The sequence below is a fragment of the Tateyamaria sp. genome (assembly GCF_039945315.1).
Taxonomy (GTDB): Bacteria; Pseudomonadota; Alphaproteobacteria; order Rhodobacterales; family Rhodobacteraceae; genus Tateyamaria.
The window spans coordinates 1-17,421 of sequence record NZ_JBDUXB010000001.1; the positions used below are offsets into that span (position 1 = coordinate 1).

13 protein-coding genes, 3 tRNA genes and 2 rRNA genes are annotated in these 17,421 nt (G+C 54.6%); 8 read left to right on the forward strand and 10 right to left on the reverse strand.

Features of this window, described 5'->3' with window-relative positions; all coding sequences use genetic code 11:
- The 7 genes from ABJD00_RS00005 to msrP form a co-directional block, all read right to left on the reverse strand.
- Positions 1-1,478 (reverse strand): 23S ribosomal RNA (locus ABJD00_RS00005); the annotation flags it as partial.
- A gap of 456 nt (positions 1,479-1,934) precedes the next feature.
- Positions 1,935-2,780 carry a glycosyltransferase family 2 protein gene (locus tag ABJD00_RS00010; protein WP_348513024.1) on the reverse strand — a complete coding sequence of 282 codons (846 nt, stop codon included), beginning with the start codon at positions 2,778-2,780 and terminating at the stop codon, positions 1,935-1,937.
- A gap of 64 nt (positions 2,781-2,844) precedes the next feature.
- Positions 2,845-2,920: transfer RNA gene (locus ABJD00_RS00015), tRNA-Ala, on the reverse strand.
- 8 nt (positions 2,921-2,928) lie between these two features.
- Positions 2,929-3,005 (reverse strand) — tRNA-Ile (locus ABJD00_RS00020).
- Between the two features lie 138 nt (positions 3,006-3,143).
- Positions 3,144-4,601, reverse strand: a 16S ribosomal RNA gene (locus ABJD00_RS00025).
- An 810-nt stretch (positions 4,602-5,411) separates the two neighbouring features.
- Entirely contained in the window at positions 5,412-6,014 is a 603-nt protein-coding gene (msrQ, locus tag ABJD00_RS00030) for a protein-methionine-sulfoxide reductase heme-binding subunit MsrQ (protein ID WP_413828877.1), read from the reverse strand.
- Positions 6,014-6,919, reverse strand: coding sequence for a protein-methionine-sulfoxide reductase catalytic subunit MsrP (msrP, locus tag ABJD00_RS00035; protein WP_413828879.1), 906 nt, complete (start codon positions 6,917-6,919; stop codon positions 6,014-6,016). The genes msrQ and msrP overlap by 1 nt, the downstream gene beginning before the upstream one ends.
- A gap of 305 nt (positions 6,920-7,224) precedes the next feature.
- Here msrP and ABJD00_RS00040 point away from each other — a divergent pair, with 305 nt between their 5' ends.
- Positions 7,225-7,713: a fasciclin domain-containing protein gene (locus ABJD00_RS00040; RefSeq protein ID WP_413828881.1), complete on the forward strand. Its 489-nt coding sequence runs from the start codon at positions 7,225-7,227 to the stop codon at positions 7,711-7,713.
- 52 nt (positions 7,714-7,765) lie between these two features.
- Here ABJD00_RS00040 and ABJD00_RS00045 read toward each other — a convergent pair whose 3' ends face one another.
- Positions 7,766-8,938, reverse strand: a complete 1,173-nt coding sequence (locus tag ABJD00_RS00045) for a 3-deoxy-D-manno-octulosonic acid transferase (protein ID WP_413828883.1) — start codon at positions 8,936-8,938, stop codon at positions 7,766-7,768.
- Positions 8,939-9,226: 288 nt separating this feature from the next.
- Between ABJD00_RS00045 and ABJD00_RS00050 the strand changes: the two genes are divergently transcribed.
- The 3 genes from ABJD00_RS00050 (at position 9,227) to ABJD00_RS00060 (ending at position 12,145) form a co-directional block, all read left to right on the forward strand.
- Positions 9,227-9,952: a 3-deoxy-D-manno-octulosonic acid kinase gene (locus tag ABJD00_RS00050; RefSeq protein WP_413828885.1), complete on the forward strand. Its 726-nt coding sequence runs from the start codon at positions 9,227-9,229 to the stop codon at positions 9,950-9,952.
- A gap of 192 nt (positions 9,953-10,144) precedes the next feature.
- Positions 10,145-11,203 carry a glycosyltransferase family 4 protein gene (locus ABJD00_RS00055; protein WP_413828887.1) on the forward strand — a complete coding sequence of 353 codons (1,059 nt, stop codon included), beginning with the start codon at positions 10,145-10,147 and terminating at the stop codon, positions 11,201-11,203.
- 90 nt (positions 11,204-11,293) lie between these two features.
- Entirely contained in the window at positions 11,294-12,145 is an 852-nt protein-coding gene (locus ABJD00_RS00060; RefSeq protein WP_413828889.1) for a glycosyltransferase family 2 protein, read from the forward strand.
- A gap of 25 nt (positions 12,146-12,170) precedes the next feature.
- Here the strand turns inward: ABJD00_RS00060 and ABJD00_RS00065 are convergent, their stop codons facing one another.
- Together ABJD00_RS00065 and ABJD00_RS00070 are read right to left on the reverse strand one after the other, a co-directional pair.
- On the reverse strand, positions 12,171-12,902 hold the full coding sequence (locus tag ABJD00_RS00065) for an FkbM family methyltransferase (RefSeq protein WP_413828891.1): 732 nt from the start codon (positions 12,900-12,902) through the stop codon (positions 12,171-12,173).
- A 269-nt stretch (positions 12,903-13,171) separates the two neighbouring features.
- Positions 13,172-13,248, reverse strand: a tRNA-Arg gene (locus ABJD00_RS00070).
- A 129-nt stretch (positions 13,249-13,377) separates the two neighbouring features.
- On the opposite strand from ABJD00_RS00070, the gene ABJD00_RS00075 reads away from it, so the two are divergent.
- Genes ABJD00_RS00075 through ABJD00_RS00090 form a run of 4 tightly spaced genes read left to right on the forward strand, consistent with a single transcriptional unit; the run spans position 13,378 to position 17,418 of the window.
- Positions 13,378-14,406 (forward strand): LacI family DNA-binding transcriptional regulator, encoded by a 1,029-nt coding sequence (locus tag ABJD00_RS00075; protein ID WP_413828893.1) that lies wholly within the window; start codon positions 13,378-13,380, stop codon positions 14,404-14,406.
- Positions 14,403-15,611 carry a winged helix-turn-helix domain-containing protein gene (locus ABJD00_RS00080; RefSeq protein WP_413828895.1) on the forward strand — a complete coding sequence of 403 codons (1,209 nt, stop codon included), beginning with the start codon at positions 14,403-14,405 and terminating at the stop codon, positions 15,609-15,611. Before ABJD00_RS00075 ends, ABJD00_RS00080 begins: the two co-directional genes overlap by 4 nt.
- A gap of 38 nt (positions 15,612-15,649) precedes the next feature.
- Positions 15,650-16,396, forward strand: a complete 747-nt coding sequence (locus ABJD00_RS00085; RefSeq protein ID WP_413828897.1) for a 5-oxoprolinase subunit B family protein — start codon at positions 15,650-15,652, stop codon at positions 16,394-16,396.
- Positions 16,393-17,418, forward strand: coding sequence for a biotin-dependent carboxyltransferase family protein (locus tag ABJD00_RS00090; protein ID WP_413828899.1), 1,026 nt, complete (start codon positions 16,393-16,395; stop codon positions 17,416-17,418). The genes ABJD00_RS00085 and ABJD00_RS00090 overlap by 4 nt, the downstream gene beginning before the upstream one ends.
- The last annotated feature ends 3 nt before the right edge of the window (positions 17,419-17,421 follow it).

Here is a 17,421-nt window from a genome sequence, read left to right on the forward strand (position 1 = left end):
TTACCCTGCTCAGATTAGCTTTAAGCAGGAACCCTTGGACTTTCGGCGAGAGTGTCTCTCACACTCTTTGTCGCTACTCATGTCATCATTCTCACTAGTGATCTCTCCACCGGATCGCTCACGCGCCGGCTTCACAGAAAAGACTTTGTCTTTTCTGACTTCTTATTTGCACTACCACCTTCGGCTACTTGAGTGCGAACACCCAGATAACTGTCGACGATAAATACAAGAAGTCAGGAAGACGTAGTCTTATGTCACACTACGCTCTGCTACCATGCAATAAATGCATCCTAAGCTTCGGCTCATGGCTTGAGCCCCGTTACATCTTCGCCGCAAGACAACTTATTTAGACCAGTGAGCTGTTACGCTATCTTTAAAGGATGGCTGCTTCTAAGCCAACCTCCTGGTTGTTTTGGTCGTCTCACCTGCTTTCCCACTTAGCCATGAATTAGGGGCCTTAGCTGGAGGTTAGGGTTGTTTCCCTCTTCACGACGGACGTTAGCACCCGCCGTCTGTCTGCCAGATAGTACTCTCGGGTATTCGGAGTTTGGTTAGGATCAGTAAGCCGGTGAGGCCCCATTACCCATCCAGTGCTCTACCCCCCGAGGTATTCGTCTGACGCTCTACCTAAATAGATTTCGCGGAGAACCAGCTATCTCCGAGTTTGATTGGCCTTTCACCCCTAGGCACAACTCATCCCGACCTTTTTCAACAGGTGTGGGTTCGGACCTCCAGTAAGTGTTACCTTACCTTCATCCTGGTCATGCCTAGATCACTCGGTTTCGGGTCTGATCCACCTAACTCATTCGCCCTATTAAGACTCGCTTTCGCTGCGCCTACACCTAACGGCTTAAGCTTGCTAGATAGACCAAGTCGATGACCCATTATACAAAAGGTACGCTGTCAGGCCTCGAGGGCCCTCCAACTGTTTGTAGGCGTTCGGTTTCAGGAGCTGTTTCACTCCCCTCGTCGGGGTGCTTTTCACCTTTCCCTCACGGTACTGGTTCACTATCGGTCAGTAAGGAGTACTTAGCCTTCGAAGGTGGTCCTCCGATCTTCAAACAGGATTTCACGTGTCCCGTCTTACTTAATACGTCCAATCATGCTTCCTATACGGGGCTGTCACCCGCTATGGCCGACCTTTCCAGGTCGTTCTAGTCACAATCATGGCTCGGCTGGTCCCCGTTCGCTCGCCGCTACTAGGGGAGTATCAATTGATTTCCTTTCCTCCGGGTACTTAGATGTTTCAGTTCCCCGGGTTTGCTCTTATAAACCTATGTATTCAGTCTATAAGTACCTGTTTCAGCGACATATTGAGTGCTTGCGCAACAATATGAAACTGTCAGGTGGGTTGCCCCATTCAGAAATCCATGGATCAAAGCTTATTCTCAGCTCCCCATGGCTTATCGCAGAGTATCACGTCTTTCATCGCCTCTTACTGCCAAGGCATTCACCAAACGCCCTTCTCGCGCTTGATTTGATCCAGAAAAAGAAAGACTTGCGTCTAACACGACTGCACAGCTGGTAACTAAATGCAGTCTTCTTCTGAGATCAAAAGCATACTTTACCCGCCAGCATGTTTTGTAAGCATGCTGACAAATGAACAGCCTTTGATGGTCACGCTCCGTGCGGGATCGCAACCGACTGTTCTGGTTAGTGTACTTGACTTGGACAACTCTGTTTGTTTCAGCAGGGATACGTCAGATCGAACGAGGAAACATTCGATAAGTCGCCTTCCTCACCCGTCTTTCGCCTTGCGACTACTAAACTGAGTTTAGAACCAAACTGAGATCATCGCCACACTCGGCGCGATCAAACAGTGTTGTTTGTTATTCTGAGATTTCTCCCAAAATAACTTGTATCTCTCTATACGATGTCAATTCGTCCAGATTGGACGAGTAAAAGCGCCGGAGCGCTCTTACTGATCTAATCCGTCAGGTGTCTTTGAACCACTTTGGCAATCTGACCTTGGCCAAGTAAGGAATACCGGGGGCCCTGATCACGCCGTCTTTCTCATCATACTTCATGTCAGTTGTTATGCGCTCAAAGGCATTGGCAACTGCATCAGTCCAAGGTGTGAAATTCAGTGTTTCAGCTTCTATAAAGAACTTCTTAGTGTGATCGTCAGCACGCTTCCAACCCCAACCTGGCAGTCCAGAGACACCAGCTCGTGCCACCTCTTTTCTCGTCACGTTCACATCTGCCAGAGCATCAATGTTCGCGAACTTGAGGTGAGCAAGGTAAACACCGTGAGGAAAGGAATAACTGTAAGGCTTGCCGCCTGGAGTTGTCAGCTTAACGCCGTGCCTCATAAGAGGCGCATCCGCTTTTACTGCCCATGCCTTGCTGTAGTTTCCAGTAATCACCGCCGCGGCGCGACAGTCAAACACCGAAACACCTTCGGGCATTTCTTGTTCATCCGCTTGTTCAAACACGTTCAATCCAGTCGCGAAGACCGCTTCGTCTGATGTTTGAGAAAGGAACCGATCAAGTGAACCGTGCAGATCAGGATCTACGCAGATTAATTCGTCTGTGTCCGTCCGTATTACCCAGTCATAGAACTGAAGTAATCCAGATTGGAACTGATTCAACATCTTGTACCGACGCTTGTCGAAGCCTTCCAGACTGTCCCGAGGGATCGTCCAGATGTTCGCACCAGCAGCGATTTCGTTGACCTTTTCATCGGGTCCATGGACCATAACGTACAGATTTCCGATGCCGAGATGTTTCGAGTAGTGCCTGATCCATTGAGCAAGTGCCCAATAGTCCCGGTACACCATTGTTATTGCGCATATCTTCATGCCCGGATTTAGACCCGAACGTTGGACAAGAACAATATGTAAATGGTGGAGCCTAGGAGGATCGAACTCCTGACCTCCTGAATGCAAATCAGGCGCTCTCCCAGCTGAGCTAAGGCCCCGAAAGGAATGGTGGGTCGAGGAGGACTTGAACCTCCGACCTCACGCTTATCAGGCGTGCGCTCTAACCACCTGAGCTACCGACCCATACGGGCGGTAGCCCGTGTTCTTTATACTGAAGAGATATGAGGACGGCTCGGTCCTGATGTTTGAGACGCTTTGTTTGCGTCTCTTGCTAAGTGTTCCATGATTGATGCGAACATCAATGGCTAGGAACATCCTTAGAAAGGAGGTGATCCAGCCGCAGGTTCCCCTACGGCTACCTTGTTACGACTTCACCCCAGTCGCTGATCCTACCGTGGTCCGCTGCCTCCAAAAGGTTAGCGCACGGCCGTCGGGTAGAACCAACTCCCATGGTGTGACGGGCGGTGTGTACAAGGCCCGGGAACGTATTCACCGCAGCATGCTGTTCTGCGATTACTAGCGATTCCGACTTCATGGGGTCGAGTTGCAGACCCCAATCCGAACTGAGACAGGTTTTGGGGATTAACCCGCTGTACCTGCCATTGTAGCACGTGTGTAGCCCAACCCGTAAGGGCCATGAGGACTTGACGTCATCCACACCTTCCTCCCGCTTATCACGGGCAGTTTCTTTAGAGTGCCCAGCCGAACTGCTGGCAACTAAAGATGTGGGTTGCGCTCGTTGCCGGACTTAACCGAACATCTCACGACACGAGCTGACGACAGCCATGCAGCACCTGTCACTGTGTCCCTAAGGAACGCTCGATCTCTCGAGTTGTCACAGGATGTCAAGGGTTGGTAAGGTTCTGCGCGTTGCTTCGAATTAAACCACATGCTCCACCGCTTGTGCGGGCCCCCGTCAATTCCTTTGAGTTTTAATCTTGCGACCGTACTCCCCAGGCGGAATGCTTAATCCGTTAGGTGTGTCACCAACAAGTATACTTGCTGACGACTGGCATTCATCGTTTACGGTGTGGACTACCAGGGTATCTAATCCTGTTTGCTCCCCACACTTTCGCACCTCAGCGTCAGTATCGAGCCAGTGAGCCGCCTTCGCCACTGGTGTTCCTCCGAATATCTACGAATTTCACCTCTACACTCGGAATTCCACTCACCTCTCTCGAACTCAAGACTACCAGTATGAGAGGCAGTTCCAGGGTTGAGCCCTGGGATTTCACCCCTCACTTAATAGTCCGCCTACGTGCGCTTTACGCCCAGTAATTCCGAACAACGCTAACCCCCTCCGTATTACCGCGGCTGCTGGCACGGAGTTAGCCGGGGTTTCTTTACCAGGTACTGTCATTATCATCCCTGGCGAAAGAGCTTTACGACCCTAAGGCCTTCATCACTCACGCGGCATCGCTAGATCAGGCTTTCGCCCATTGTCTAAGATTCCCCACTGCTGCCTCCCGTAGGAGTCTGGGCCGTGTCTCAGTCCCAGTGTTGCTGATCATCCTCTAAAACCAGCTATAGATCGTAGACTTGGTAGGCCGTTACCCCACCAACTATCTAATCTAACGCGGGCCAATCCATCTCCGATAAATCTTTCCCCCGAAGGGCGTATAAGGTATTACTCACCGTTTCCAGTGGCTATTCCTTAGAGAAGGGTATGTTCCCACGCGTTACTAACCCGTCCGCCGCTCACCCGAAGGTGCGCTCGACTTGCATGTGTTAGGCGTGCCGCCAGCGTTCGTTCTGAGCCAGGATCAAACTCTCAAGTTGAAAAGCTATTGCTAGCTTATCCTTGACGTTCGAACCTCTGCACATCGTCCCATTGTTCAAATGGGACAGTCTCTGTTTGTTGTGCTTCCGGTTTTCATAAGAAAACAAGAAACCGTCCAAACAGTGAAGCTGACACTAGATTATCGGGTTGCCCCTACTAGCGCGATATACAGACGTTGATCCATCGAAATGAACCAAACCGCCCACATATCTCTTCAGTTACTATCAATTTCAAAGAGCGTAGAGACAAAAGTGACTGGATGCGCCCTAACTTCTTTGGCGCGCCCCGCCTCGTTTACCTCTGATTTTATTCTTGCGTCTCGTCTCGGTCCGTTGCGTTTCCGCTGTGTCCCGCCCGTCTGGCGCCCCGTTGGTGCATCTCTGCGCTGCCGGTGAGGGGGGTTCTACGGTTAGTGCCCGATACCCGCAAGTGCTTTTTTGCAGAAACGTCATATTTTTTCAAAAAAGGCTGTTTTTCGTTAAATAACAGGGTTTTAGGCAATCATATTTCGTGGACCGAACGTCAATTCGTCATAATATTACGCGCGCTAACAAGAGTTGGGCATGTTCGAAACGCTACATATGGGGTTATCCCCAGATCTATCCCCAAGAGTCCATAGACTCACCGGTGAATCGCAAGTGAATCAGTGCACGAGTCTCACGACGACTCGCCCGATTCACCGACTCGGACCAAGGATTTCTCAAAATTCATTGTCGAGGACACCGATTTACTCGGCTTTTTGTGCGACTCAGAGGCCAAACCGGCATTTCGTCAAATCACACTGCGCCCAATTCCGGGCATAGCACCCTTTAAACTGCCACTTTCCTGAGCAGTGCTGGAACGCGGAGCGCCAAAAGACCCAAAATCACCGTCAAGTAGACCAAAGGCTCCAGCTGAAACCCTTTGGACAGCCAAATGAAGTGAACTGCTGCCAGGATCGCAACAGGATAGGTTAGAAGATGCAGTTTGCGCCACACGGCGCCAAGCGCACGCACCGACCGGTTGTTCGACGTCACCGCCAGCGGGATCATCAACACAAAAGCGACCATCCCGATTGTAATGTAAGGACGTTTGATAATGTCGGCCCAGACACGTTCGAGCGATTGTATATCCAGCACCGCCCAGACCAGCAGGTGCAACACGACATAAGTAAAGGCCAAGAGCCCGATGGCCCGGCGGAACTTGATCAGATTCACCCCGGCAAATTTCCGCAAGGGCGAGATGCACAACCCTATGATCAAAAGCTGCAGAGCGATCTCGCCAAGCTCACGCTCCAACGCGTTGATCGGCTCGCGCCCAAGCCCCCCGGTCATCCCCTGATACAGCAGCACAGGCACCGGGATCAGGTACACTATATATACTGCCCACGTGGGGACCTTGCGGGCGACAGAATTGATCCCATCAATCAGCATCAGAAATTCTCGCGCAGATCCATACCTTCATAGAGGCTCGCTACTTCGTCTTCATAGCCGTTGAACATCAGAGTGTCCTGCCGGCCAGCAAAAAGACCGCCACCGACCACGCGCTCAGTTGCCTGGCTCCAGCGTGGGTGATCCACGTTCGGGTTCACATTACTATAGAACCCGTATTCATGACCAAGCGCTTTGTTCCATGCTGTGGGCGGCTCTTGATCCGTGAGGGTGATGCGTACAATTGACTTGATCGACTTGAATCCATACTTCCACGGCACCACGAGGCGCATAGGCGCGCCATTCTGGTTCGGGATCGGTTTGCCATATATGCCGGTCGCCATAATGGTCAGCGGATGCATCGCCTCATCCAGCCGCAACCCTTCGACATAAGGCCAGTCAATTACCGGATAGCGCGTGCCGGGCATTTCGTCCTTCCGCAGCGCAGTTTCAAAGGCCACGTATTTCGCTCCGTCCTGGACGCCGGCCAAATTCAGCAGATCGGCCAGCTCAAACCCGTTCCATGGAACCACCATCGACCAGGCTTCTACACAGCGGAGCCGGTAAATTCGCTCTTCAATCGTCATGGTCTCCATGATCTGTGCCATCGAGTAATCGCCAGGCGCATCAACCATGCCGTCAATAACGACCGTCCATGGCTCTGTGGTCAGCATATGAGCATTTTTGGCCGAATCACCTTTCCCGGTGCCGAACTCGTAAAAGTTATTGTACTGCGTGATGTCATCCCAAGAATTCGGGACCAGGGCCTCATCTTCGGCACGCGCCATACCTGCCGCACCAACTAATCCAAGCCCAATGGCTCCGCCCATCAGCTGGCGACGGTTCACGTATGCCTCGTAGGGCGTCGCGTCCGCACGGGTCAGGGTGTTCTTCCAGCGATAGGCCATGCACGTCTCTCCTTGGGTTGCGCTTTGGGTTGTCACATAGATCGGTGCTGGGGCAGAGGAAAATAATAACTGCTCACATGGATGTCAGAGACCTGTAACCTCACGCGTTGTCATTGATCGGCAGATTCTCGCGTTTTGACATTGTTGTGAGTGGAAACGTGGTTTTGGCGAGGCTTAGAGGTCTCCCCGCGCAAATCAAGACTATGTGGGAAAAATTTCCACGTGATCCATTCGCACTACTCGGCCGTTTCTTTCACGATGCCGCTCGACGGTATTCGTAACCTAAATGTACTGGGAGACACCAAATGATCCGTTCCACTCTTCTTGCTTCTGCAATTTCACTGGGCTTCGCTGCAACTTCTTTTGCCGGCTCTGCAAAAATGGACATCGTTGACACAGCGGTCAGCGCAGGTTCGTTCGAAACACTCGTCGCGGCCGTACAAGCCGCCGGCCTCGTGGACACATTGAAGGGCGATGGCCCATTCACAGTTTTCGCCCCAACTGACGCTGCATTTGCCGCCCTGCCAGAAGGCACGGTAGAAACACTGCTGCTGCCCGAGAACAAAGACCAGTTGGTTGCCATTTTGACGTACCACGTCGTCCCGGGCAAAGTGATGTCGACAGACCTGTCCGACGATATGGAAGCAGCCACCGTACAAGGTGAGTCTGTCACAATCGATCTAGACAACGGTGTCATGGTTGAAAAAGCCACGGTCGTCAGCGCCGACATCGAAACCACCAACGGCGTGATCCATGTGATCGACACCGTAATCCTGCCCGGCGCAGACAGCTAAACAAACCATCAGGGGCTCCGAAATCGGGGCCCCTCGACGCGCTCGCACTATATCAAGGGCGCTTTGTTGCCAGAGCCCCCTCCACCAGACCCAAATAGGTGGAAATGCAGTCTTGTGTCTGCGCCATGTAGTCCAATCCTGCACGCGCCATCTTGCTCGCTTTATCTTCGCCCAAATGGTCCACAACTGCCGTCCCTAACTCCGCCGGCTCCCCGATCTTAAAAGCAGCACCCACTTCACCAAGCGCTGCGTAGGCACCCGCAAAATTCTTGACGTGGGGGCCATATAATATAGCCGATCCAAAGCTGGCGGGTTCATATGGATTGTGCCCACCTTCATTCCCAAAGGAACCGCCCAGAAACGTGATGGACGATAGTGCAAAGAATGCGCCGATTTCACCAAGGGTATCGGCAATGTAAATCTGTGTGTTTGTTGAAATCTCGTCACCAAGGCTCCGCCGGGCAACCTCAAACCCCTGATCGTTCGCCAGTTGATGCAGCGGTTCGCCCCGATATGGGTGGCGCGGCGCGATGATAAGCAATGCATTGGGATGCGCATTCACCACTTCTAAATGGGCTGCAAGCACTGCGCCCTCATCCGCAGGGTGAGTGGACCCGGCCAGCCACAACGGGCGCGCGCCAATTGCATCAGACAGGGCGTCCGTCACAGCCGCAGGTGCTGACAGCTTTGGCAAGGTCAGCCGGAGGTCCGGCACCACGTGTATCAATTCGTCTGGCAGACCAAGCGCGCTCAGATCTTGCGCAACAGACCGCGAACGGCAGGTGATCAGCGAAAACTGTGCAAGAAGGAATCCAAAAACTGCCGGAAAACGCGCGCGCGTCCGCGAGTGCCGCGCATTAAGTAGAATTTGCGGCACGCCTCTTTTGCGCAGTCCCATAACCAATCGCGGCCCCAAATCGCCCTCAACAAAAATCGCGGCTGATATGGCCCAGGTACCTAGAAAACGTCTGACGGCCGAGGGCGTCTCAATCGGCACGAACCGGTGAAGCGCATCAGGCATATTACGCGCAACCCAATCTGCCCCTGCTGCAGTGGTGGTCGTTACCAGTACTTTCGTCTTTTCCGCCTGTGACAGATGCTGTGCCAAAGGGCCGATCTGCATAACCTCGCCCAGACTTGCCGCATGAAACCAGATGACTTCGTCGCTGGACGGCTCGCTCTGATGACCCAAACGCTCGGCAAACCGTTTTGGGTCTGCGCCCATCCGACGGTGCATAACCCTGGAGAGAAAGACAATCGGGTAGGAAAGGCACCAAGACGCAAGCATCCAGATTTGCAACATCAACGGAGTTCGCTTTGGCACCATATCGTTGTCAGCAAGCCTTTGTTGTCTTGACACAGCCCCCTGTAAGAGCCGCCAACTCATGATGATATGGATACACCTTTGCAGCCCGGTGGCCAGTGGTTCCTGACCCCGGCGAACTTGTGAAATCTCCGGGACGCCCCTAAGAGTGATTGAGTAAATGAGCAGATCAAAGTCGGAGCATTTGGAATGGCGACGCCCTCGGACCTCGGCCTGAACGGCACGGTCATCCGCTTCGATACCAGCATCCTCACACCTATGGAGCCGAACCTGTTCGACGCAGAGTGGCTCAAAGAAAACCAGTTTTGGCGTGGCAGCACGCAGGGTAGAAGCAGTGCCCATTTTCTCAATTATGCAGATCGCGACATGGTTCTGCGCCACTTTCACCGGGGCGGCCTGTTTGGCCGGGTAAACCGGGACCTTTATTTGCGTACCAGCGCCGAAAAAAGCCGGGCGATGCTCGAATTCGACCTGTTAAGCGAGATGCGTCACGAAGGGCTTCCCGTTCCTCGTCCAGTGGCTGCGCGATTTGTTCCGACTGGTGCCTTTTACCGCGCCGACATTATAACCGAACGCATTCCCAACGCGGAACCGCTTCAGGACGTACTCAATACCAAAAGTCTCTCCACGCAACTTTGGATCGACATGGGGGCAGCGATCAAGAACCTGCACGCGCACAAGGTTTATCACTCAGACCTGAACTGTCGGAACATCATGATCGATGCTCATGATAAGGTCTGGTTCATAGATTTTGATAAATGCGAAAAACGTGAACCGGGCGACTGGATGCAAGCCAACATCGATCGACTCCACCGGTCGCTGAAGAAGACTGCGGCAGCATCCAAAGGCCTGAATTGGAATGACGGGGATTGGGAGACCCTTTTGAAAGGCTACGCAGATCCATCGGCGACCTGACCCTTGAGCAAGCAATAAGCGTTGCTCACGCCAAAGACTGACTGCACATTCGAGTACGTCAATTGATCCCGGCCACGCAGCGCGATTACGCCAACCCAAGCCTTTTGTGGCGCTCAAGTTCTTATGGTATCCCCCAAGGCCATTAACTATGAAAACGGCAAAGTAAGTTGAGCAGGCGATCAGGATCTAAACATGCAAGTTGACCCCAATACGATTGATGTCATCGCGCCGAACCTGAAACGCCGTTACTCGGGCGTGTCCTCCACCGTCTTCCGGCTGGTGCCGGTGCAGGCCAAAAAGATTGCCATCGCCACCACCGGTCCTGTCCTTCCGGAAGATGCGCCACAGTTTCCCTATTCAAAACTGCTCTCGATGTCTCGGTCGGGGCCCTCGGGATATCGCGTTTGGCATTCCCGTCGGAATATCGAGATGCTGGTGGGACTGATCCTTAAATACTTGCTCCGCAAGCGTTTCAAACTGGTGTTCACCTCAGCAGCGCAACGGCGTCGTGGTGAATATTCGCGCTGGCTCATCCGGCAGATGGATGCAGTGGTTGCAGCCTCGGGCAAAGCAAATTCCTACCTCGGCGTCCCGGCCACTGTCGTCCTGCATGGGATTGATGCAGAAGCGTTTGCGCCAACAAAAGATCGCCGCAAACTGCGTGCCGAACTGGGTCTCGATCAGGATGCATTGATTGTTGGCTGCTTTGGCCGAATCAGATCGCAAAAGGGAACTGACCTTTTTGTTGACGCCATGATCAAATTGTTACCGCGCCACCCCGAGGCGCAAGGCATCATAATGGGCGGTGTCACACGCGACCAACAAGACTTCGTCGATGACCTGAAAGCCAGGATCGAAGCCGCGGGTCTTTCCGATCGGCTGCGCATTCTGCCCGAAGACAAGGGCTTTACCATTGCGCCATGGTTTCAGGCGTCAGACATCTACGTCGCACCGCAGCGGTGGGAGGGTTTCGGCCTGACCCCACTGGAGGCGATGTCCTGTGGCGTACCCGTCGTTGCAACCCGCGTCGGCGCGTTCGAAGATTTGGTTGTCCCAGAAGAAACAGGCTTTCTCGTGCCGCCCGAAGATCTCACCGCGTTGATTGAAGCAACTGACAAGCTGATGAGTAGCGCGACGATGCGCCAATCCATGGCAAAGGCCGCGCGCAACAAGGTCGTAGAACAACACCGGATCGAGCACGAAGCAGACGCCTTGATCGCCATCTACCAGCGCCTCATCGCCGAAGGCTAAGAGGCATTATGTTGAAATCCTCTGGTACTCCGGTGAGAAATGCCTGACCTTGCGTATGCATCCTGCTAACACCGCAGGAAGGAGACTGGTTTGCCCAACAGTTCAGTCACAATCATAACTGTAAGTTACAACAGCATGGCGGTGTTGCCTGCGATGCTGAAAAGCGTTCCAAAGGGCACGCCAGTTGTTGTTGTAGACAACGCGTCATCTGATGCGGGTGCGCTAAAAGCACTTACTGATGAGTATGGTGCAATACTACATCTGAACACGAACAACGTCGGATTTGGCCCGGCGTGCAATCAGGGTGCCGCTAAGGCCCAAACCGAGTTCTTGTTGTTTCTCAATCCAGATGCCGAACTGCAAGCCGGCGCTCTTGAAGCCCTGATTCAGGCGGCCAAAACCTATCCAGACGTCAGCGGCTTCAACCCAAGGATTTTGGACCAAAACGGAAATCAGAGTTTCAAACGCGGCTCCAAGATCAAACCAAAAGAACGGTGGAAAGGGGCTTTGCCAACAGCGGACGCCGTGGTGTCTGTGCTGGCAGGATCCGCCATCTTTTGCCGCCGTGCGGTGTTCGAAGAAATCGGCGGTTTTGACCCCGCAATCTTTATGTATCACGAAGATGACGACTTGTCCTTGCGGCTACGGGAACATGGACCCCTGATGTATTGCCATGACGCAAAAGTTGTTCACCTCAGTGGACATGGATCACCGCGATTACCGGCAGTCGCCGCGTTCAAGGCCTACTACTCCGCCCGATCGCGGGCCTATGCACTTGGCAAATATGGGCATCCAAGACCCAAGCTGGCGACGTTGGTTGCGGCAGTGTTCCGGGCGATCGGGCCGGACACTTTATTCATCAAACGTCGTCGCGCCAAAAACATCGGCTACCTGAAAGGTGCGTTAAGCGCTTTCAAGGACGGCGGTCGGAACCCGTCTTAGCCTTCGGTAAAAACCGCAGACGGGCTCAGACCCAGTACAGGTTGATGTAAGGCTTGGTGATCTGTTCGGCACGGTCCTGAAGCGCTTCAAACACCGGGACATAGCGCGCCGGGTCCTGCCGCTCATGCGTTTCCACAAAAATGCAGTCAATTCGGGACAACAGCGGATGATCAATCAGCCGAGTCATGATGTCCCACTCGGCACCTTCGATGTCCATTTTCAGGATACGAATGTCCCGATCGAGCGATTCGAGATAGGCGATTATGTCAACGACTTCGACGCGTATCGCATTGCTTGCATCAGCCCCCTCTTCGCTATGCACCAAAGACGATCCCTGCGTGTGACCGGAAGGGTCATCCGGAGACCACCTTGCAGAACGGTGAAGCAACAGACTGTCCTCCTTATGACCGGCGGCTTTGTGCACGAGGGTGACGTTGGGCAGGTCAACTGTGGCAGCTTGTAGTGCTTCAAAAGCTCCCGGATCGGGTTCAAAACTGATCACATCCGCGCCCGTCGCAGCCATACGGCACGTAATCTCGCCAATGTTGGCTCCAAGGTCGATACAAAGGTCCCCAGCCCGAGTATCTGCCAGAACCTCAGAAAAGGTATCTTGCATCCGCGCGCACTGGCGGCGCTTCAGCTTGCGACGGGCGATATAGCCGATCTTTCCAGGAACCCTGACCCCAAGCGCCATCGCGCGTTCAAAGGGACCTTCCACGCTGGGCCTCATCGCAGTTGGTATCAATCGCTCTGTCATTTATAGACGTCCGCTCGCAGCCGCACTTTCTCTTGGTCCATCGCATCTGAAACATGAACCGAGATGACCCATAATACATGAATGAACCCAGAGCCACTGAATAGATCGAACTGGCAAAGCGGAACTGATATTTGGGGGCCAACGAAACGCGTTTCAGCTTTCGCCTTCAGACTTGGCTGAGCGCATCTCAGATTTCGGTAAATCCAAAAGAAACATGATGATCTGGTTGCGTACTGTGCTTTCAAGACCAAGCAATTTTAGAATGTTTCTGGCGACCCCGGCAGGATTCGAACCTGCAACCTGCCCCTTAGGAGGGGGCTGCTCTATCCAGTTGAGCCACGGGGCCGTCTGGTCATCAATTATCGCCTTGTGACGATGTTGTCACCAGACTCAGATATGCAAAAGATGTTGAGACTCTTGAAATATCGCCTCAATTGACGATAACTCGAAGGACAGTAAATTCGAAGGACTGCCCTTGACCGATCGCGCCCCACGCCCGCTGACTTTGCGCGATGTTTCTGCCGCATCCGGCGTTTCTGAAATGACAGTCAGCCGTGTGTTGCGTAACCGCGGCGATGTAAGCGAAGCCACTCGCGCCAAAGTGCTCGAGGCGGCCAAAACGCTTGGCTATGTGCCAAACCAGATCGCGGGGTCGCTCGCCTCTCAGCAGGTCAACCTTGTCGCTGTGATCATTCCATCGCTGGGCAACATGGTCTTTCCCGAGGTGCTGACAGGCATCAATCAGGTACTCGAAGATACCCCTTTGCAACCTGTCTTCGGCGTCACGGACTATATGCGCGACAAAGAAGAGCGGGTTCTGTACGAAATGTTGTCGTGGCGCCCATCCGGCATCATCATCGCGGGTCTTGAGCATTCAGATGCGACCCGCGCCATGCTGGAAAACGCCGCCATCCCGGTGGTTGAGATCATGGACACTGATGGCAATCCCGTCGACAGCATGGTCGGTATTTCGCACCGTGCAGCCGGGCAGGACATGGCCCGTGCCATCCTGAAACAGGGTTATAGCCGGATTGGGTTCATGGGCACGTCGATGCCTCGGGATCACCGGGCGCGCAAGCGGTTCGAAGGGCTGACTGAAGTGCTGGGCAAGGCTGGTATCGAAATCGAAGCGCGCGATTTCTATTCTGGCGGGTCGGCGCTGGCCAAGGGCCGCGAAATGACCAAGGCCATGCTGGACGAAAATCCTGATCTGGATTTCCTTTATTACTCCAATGACATGATCGGCGCGGGCGGGTTACTTTATCTGATCGAACAGGGTGTCGACATACCCGGTCAGATCGGATTGGCAGGGTTCAACGGTGTTGACCTTCTTGATGGTTTGCCACGGCGCCTTGCAACAATGGATGCCTGCCGCCTCGACATCGGGCGCGCTGCGGCCAACATCATTATTGAACGTTTAGCCGGGGCAACGGAACCAAAGCATATCACCCTGACACCGACGATTGCTTATGGTGACACCCTGCGTCGTCAACGGCGACCTTGACCCCCTTCACACTGACGAACAGCGCGGCCCGCCGTGTGTTTCTGGACCGTCACGCCTTGTCCGATGCTCCACAGGGAGCGGCCCATGGTCAGGATTTGCTCAACCTGATTGAGCGACTGGGGTTTGTTCAGCTCGACAGTATCAACACGGTGGCGCGTGCCCACGATCTTATCCTGTTTTCGCGCAAGGCACGGTACCGGCCCAAGGCACTGAAACTGCTTTATGAACGCGATAGGGCGCTGTTCGAACATTGGACCCATGATGCGGCCGTCGTTCCGATTTCCTTTTACCCCTATTGGCATATGCGCCGCGAACGGGATGCGGCCCTGTTGCGGCGGCGCTGGAAAGACGGGCGTCGTGATGGTTTCAAGGCGCAGTTTCAATCTGTCCTCGACATGATCCGTGAACGCGGACCAGTTTGTTCGGCTCAGGTCGGAGAGGGAGAAAAACGCGGATCAGGTGGATGGTGGGATTGGCATCCATCCAAAACGGCGTTGGAATACCTGTGGCGCAGTGGGGCGTTGACCGTCGTCAAGCGGCAGGGCTTTCAGAAGTACTATGATTTGACAGAACGCGTGATCAACCGCACGACCGTCGGGAATGCGCCTGATACCGAAGAGACCATCGACTGGTGTTGCCGCGAGGCTTTGACCCGTCTGGGTTTTGCCACCCACGGCGAGTTGGCAGCGTTCTGGGATCATATCTCGCCTGCTGAAGCGAAAGAGTGGTGCACCCGCGCGTTGGAAACAGGGCGGATTATCCTGATATGCACCACTTGTGTCGATGGCTCCGTCCGACCTGCGTATGCATGGCCCGAGTTACCTGATTGCCCCACCCAGACGGCCGACCCGACTCAGCGCTTGCGGGTTCTCAGCCCTTTCGACCCTGCCCTGCGTGACCGCAAAAGGGCTGAGCGCTTGTTTGGCTTTGACTATCGGATCGAGATTTTCGTGCCCGAACAAAAACGCAAATACGGCTACTATGTTTTCCCACTGCTGGAAGGCGACAAGGTCGTCGGGCGCATTGACATGAAGGCATTCAGGGCTGAAGACACTTTGCGCGTGCGCGCGCTCTGGCCAGAGCGTGGGGCGCGCTGGGGCAAGGGTCGTCAGCGTGCTCTTGACGTTGAATTAAATCGTATTCTGCGTCTCGCTGGTGTGACCCAACTTTGCTTTGAGGACGACTGGCTGCGCAGCCCGCTTTAACCAATTGCGCACAGAACTAAAGGCGTTAGGTTCGCCACATGCAAACCGCTCCATTTGTTCCAACAATCCGATCCGTGGGTCTGAATGGCCTACTGGTGACATTTGGCGCACGCGCGACCGACGCAGCAAACCGCGCGGCCATAGCGTTCCGGGCGGAGGTGGACGCTTTGGCCTGGCCCGAGATTGTCGAAAGCAGCAGCACATTGGTCTCGGCATTCTTCCGAGTGGATTTGGCAGAGCATGATTTCGATGGCCTAAAACTTCGACTGACCGAGGTTTTGTCGGCGAAGGATTGGACGACAACCGCGCTACCGTCGCACCGAACGCTATGGACCATTCCCGCCGTGTTTGGGGGGCCGCGTGCACCGCAATTGGCTGAAGCAGCAGAGGTGGCCGGCCTGAGCGTTGCCCAAGCCGAGGCTGCGCTGACCACGACAAAGCTGCGCGTGCTCACTTTGGGTTTTGCGCCCGGACAACCATATCTCGGCACATTGGGTGAGGAATGGGACATCCCCCGTCAGGTCGGTCTGTCCCCCAACATCCCCGCCGGTGCGCTGGTTGCCGCCGTGCGCCAGATTTGCCTCTTTACCAAGGATACGCCCACCGGCTGGCGTCATGTCGGCCAATCAGCTTTTGCCTGTTTTCGCCCGTCCAGCACGACACCCTTCCCCCTCGCACCCGGAGATGAGATTCAGTTTACCGCAATCACCGACCAAGAGTTGGCACGCATCGAGGCGCATAATGCGGACGGAGCGGGCGGTGCATTGCGCGAGGTGCTCGAATGAGGGGGCTAATCGTTCACAACGCCGGACCGGGTGTCGCGGTCCAAGACCTGGGGCGGCCCGGGTTCCTCGCGATGGGCCTGACGAACGGTGGCGCTGCTGACCTGAGAGCCGTGCACGAAGGGGCCGCACTTTTGCAACAACGCCCAAGCCTTGCCGTACTTGAAATGGTCGGGACCGGAGGCGCGTTTGAGGCGACCGAAGACTTGCGCATCGCCCTGACAGGCGGCGTGATGACGGCGGACGTAGACGGGCGCGCCATCGTATGGAACGCCAGTCATGCGATACCCAAGGGGGCGCGGCTGACAATTGGACCGACACGCACCGGAACCTATGGGTATCTCCACGTCGGCGGTGGGTTTGCGACTGAGGTTAGCCTTGGCGCACGGGCCACTCACCTGTCTTGCGGTCTGGGTGCGCTGGTGGCAGCGGGTGACACACTGCCGGTCGGCCCCGACACCAGCCACGAAGTGGGCATGACACTTGCCCCGGATTCGCGCTTCACTGGTGGCACGGTTCGTGTCGTGCCCAGCATGCAAACCGAAGACTTCGACATCGCAATCCGAAACCGGTTCGCACAAACAGAATTTCGTCGAGACCCACGCGCCAATCGGCAGGGCATCCGTATGGACAGCGACGGCGAAGGCTTTTCCAACCCCAAAGCCCTCAGCATCGTCAGCGAAGTCATTGTGCCTGGCGACATTCAGATTACCGGTGACGGCACGCCTTTTGTGCTCATGGCTGAATGCCAGACCACAGGCGGATACCCCCGCATTGGCACCGTTTTGCCCTGCGACTTGCCACGTGTTGCGCAGGCCCCTGCCGGGACGAGCCTGCGCTTTGAATTTGTAACCTTGAAAGAAGGTGCGGCCTTTCAAGCGCGCGCCAACTCTGATCTGGCCAAACTCACCGCCGCAGTGACACCTTTGGTGCGTGACCTGTCCACAATGCAGGACCTGCTCAGCTACCAGCTTATTGATGGCGCGATTTCGGCCACGTACCCCCATTTGGATGAAGGAGACTAACCC